At 34.8% G+C, this 348-nt stretch carries 1 protein-coding gene; it reads left to right on the top strand.

Annotation, left to right across the window (positions count from 1 at the left end):
• Positions 1 to 348: hypothetical protein (locus tag A8L45_RS24925; RefSeq protein WP_175402092.1), on the top strand; the 348-nt coding region annotated here is incomplete at both ends.

Here is a 348-nt window from a genome sequence, read left to right on the forward strand (position 1 = left end):
CCAAACAAGTATCACTGGAGCTTGGTCGGTTAAAAAAGGGTATACAATAGATATCAGTCCGAGTGGTGAGTTTACGTCTGAAAATTTTGTGGGTTGCTCGGCTAGTGGCCAGATAAATTACAAAAAAAGCGGTATTTTTACCTTTGATATGAACTTATCAAACTGCCTACTTGATAAAGAGAATGGAAAAGTTAATGGTCTTATCTCATTTATAAGTGGAGAGCACATGGACACTGCGCTCAATAAGGACGGTTTAAAAAATCACTTAGAATTCCATGCCATCAATCATTCAAATATAGATTTTAGCCAAGATGATCTTTATTATTTTTTTGATGATTCATTCTTCTT

It is taken from the genome of Veronia pacifica (assembly GCF_001707825.1).
In the GTDB taxonomy this organism is placed as follows: domain Bacteria; phylum Pseudomonadota; class Gammaproteobacteria; order Enterobacterales; family Vibrionaceae; genus Veronia; species Veronia pacifica.